3 protein-coding genes are annotated in these 2,734 nt (G+C 73.8%); all 3 read right to left on the bottom strand.

The genetic code is table 11. The features are described from left to right. Positions 1-121: 121 nt before the first annotated feature. A complete protein-coding gene (locus ABZ641_RS32075; protein ID WP_344622296.1) occupies positions 122-907 on the bottom strand; it encodes an HPF/RaiA family ribosome-associated protein in 786 nt (261 codons plus the stop codon). A gap of 22 nt (positions 908-929) precedes the next feature. Then, positions 930-1,925: a carbamate kinase gene (locus ABZ641_RS32070; RefSeq protein WP_359987516.1), complete on the bottom strand. Its 996-nt coding sequence runs from the start codon at positions 1,923-1,925 to the stop codon at positions 930-932. A 2-nt stretch (positions 1,926-1,927) separates the two neighbouring features. Continuing rightward, on the bottom strand, positions 1,928-2,734 hold an 807-nt coding region (gene argF / locus ABZ641_RS32065; protein ID WP_359987513.1), incomplete at its 5' end, for an ornithine carbamoyltransferase.

Genomic DNA, 2,734 nt, shown 5'->3' with positions numbered 1-2,734 from the left:
GCGGCCCGGCCGGGACCGCACCGCGGCGGCGTGCAGGAGCCGGGGCCGGCCCCCACGCCGCCCCCGGTTCCGCGTTCCGTTCCCGGCCGGCCCCCACGCCCGCCGGGTCGGCCCCGTGTCGCTACGACACGGGAGTGATCAGGCCGTAGTGGCCGTCGTGCCGGTGGTGGAGCACATTGCCGCGACCGGTCTCGGCGTCGGTGAAGAACACGAAGGGCAGACCGCTCAGGTCGAGGCGCTCGACCGCGTCGGCGACGGTGAGTTCCGGCGCGCCGACGGTGCTCACCGGCAGGCCCGGGACCTGCTCGGCCCGGGGACCGCTCGTGGCCAGCCGGTACCCGCCGTCGTCGGCGTCCCGGTGCACCACGCTGTCGCCACCGCCCGCCGTGTCCGTGAACAGGTGGAAGTCGTAGTCCATCGCCTCCAGTTCGAGCACCGCCTCCCAGGCGGTCTGCCGTGCCGGGCTGTAGGACCTGTGCCGCACGATCCGGCGGTCCCCGGTGCCCCGGGCGGACCGCTGCGGGCGGTGCCCGTGGCCGCTGCCGTCGCCCCCGGCGTCCGGGGCCGTCCCGTGCCGGCGGTGGTGGTCGTGGTGCCTGCGCACGCGGGCGATCCGCGCGTTCAGCCGGTCCTGGAGCAGGTCGATCGCCTCCTGCATGGTGGCGGCCGCCACGTGGGCCCGTACGGGCCTGCCGTTGAGGTCGACCACGGCCTGGGCGAGGGAGGGCTCGGAGACCGCGTGGTTGGGCTCCTGGGTGAGCTTCACCCGGGCGGCGAGGACGGGCTCGTCGAGCCGCTCCAGCACGGCGAGCAGCTTCGTACGCGCGTAGTCGGGCGCGGCCAGGGTGACCTCGCCGCGGGTCTCCACCAGGACGCCGGGGGCGGGCCGGGTCTGCAGACGGTTCATCAGAGTTCCTTTCCGGGTGGGTTCAGACAGCAGTGCGGGACACTGCCGGGCCGAGGGCCGAAGGTCCCGTCGGCGCGGACCTCCGTCCCGTGTCCCCGGCCGGCGACAGCGCGCGGACGGTGGTGCCGGTGGTGCCGAGGAGCGCGCCGAGGGCGTCGTCCAGCGGGCCGATGACGGCGAGGTGGCCGGTCCGTTCGGCGAAGGCGGCCGCGGCCTCGGCCTTGGGACGCATGGAGCCCTCGGGCAGGTCGAGTGCGCGCAGTTCACCGGGGGTGGCCGTGGTGAGCGGGCCGGGGCGGGAAGCGCCGAAGCGGGTGAACACATGGGTGACGTCGGTGAGGATCAGCAGGGCGTCCGCGTCGAGCTGCTCGGCGAGCAGGGCGGCGGTGAGGTCCTTGTCGACCACGGCCTCGACGCCGCGGACGCGCCCGGTGTCGGGGTCGCGGACGACCGGGACACCGCCGCCTCCGGCGGCGACGACCACGGTTCCGGCGGCCAGCAGGGCACGGATCGCGGGCAGTTCCGTGATCGCCCCGGGTCGGGGCGAGGGAACGGTGCGGCGCAGCCGGGCACCGTCGCGGGCGGTGGTCCAGCCGCGTTCGGCTCCCATCAGCCTGGCCTGGCGGTCGGTCAGCTGACCGCCGATGAACTTGCTCGGCCGGCGGAACGCCGGGTCCTGCGGATCGACCTCGGTGTGGGTGACCAGTGCGGTCACGCTCCGCCCCGGCAGGCGGGCCGTCAGCTCGCGGACGAGCAGCGTACCGATCATGCCCTGGGTCTCGGCGCCGACGACGTCCAGCGGGTAGGGCACGGTCAGTGCCGGGTCGGTCTCGCTCTCGGCGGCGAGCAGGCCGACCTGCGGACCGTTGCCGTGGGTGATCACCACCTCGTGCCCGGCGAGGACGAGTTCGGCGAGTGATCGGGCGGCGTCGTGGACGTGGTGTTGCTGGACGGCGGCGTCCGGGTGCTCCCCGCGCCGGAGCAGGGCGTTGCCGCCGACGGCGACGACGATGCGCATGGTCAGTCCCTCCCGAGGGTGGCGACGAGGATCGCCTTGATGGTGTGCATGCGGTTCTCGGCCTGCTCGAAGACCAGTGACGCGGGCGACTCGAACACCTCGTCGGTGACTTCGAGGCCGTCGAGTCCGTGCTGCTCGGCGAGTTCGGCGCCGAGTTCGGTGCGGCGGTCGTGCAGGGCGGGCAGGCAGTGCAGGAACGCGGTGCCGGGGTTTCCGGTCGCGGCCATGGCCCCTGCGTCGACCTGGTACGGCAGCAGCAGGTCGATGCGCTCCTTCCACCGGCTGTGGTCCTCGCCCATCGAGACCCAGACGTCGGTGTACAGGTAGTCCGCGCCGCTCACGGCCTCGCCGACCTCTTCGGTGAGGGTGAGCCGGGCGCCGCTGTCCCCGCCGCGCAGCAGGCACTCCTGCACCAGGGACGGGTCCGGCCACAGCTCGCGCGGTGCCGCGACACGGACGTCCATGCCGAGCAGGCTGCCCATCGCCATCAGCGAGTTGGCGGTGTTGTTGCGGGCATCGCCCAGGTAGCAGAAGGAGATCTGCTCCAGCGGCCTGCCGCTGTGCTCACGCATGGTGAAGACGTCGCACAGGCTCTGGGTGGGGTGGCGCTCGTCGGTCAGGCCGTTGTAGACGGGGACGCCGGCGTGCTCGGCGAGTTCGGTCACGGTGGCCTGTGCGTAGCCGCGGTACTCGATGCCGTCGTACATCCGGCCGAGCACGCGGGCGGTGTCGGCGACGGATTCCTTGTGGCCGATGTGCGCGCTGTCGGGGCCGAGGTAGGTGGTGGTGGCGCCCTGGTCGGCCGCGGC

It is taken from the genome of Kitasatospora sp. NPDC007106 (assembly GCF_040634455.1).
GTDB lineage: Bacteria > Actinomycetota > Actinomycetes > Streptomycetales > Streptomycetaceae > Kitasatospora > Kitasatospora arboriphila.
Note: the sequence above shows the minus strand (reverse complement) of the source record. Positions and strands in the feature narration are given on the sequence as shown.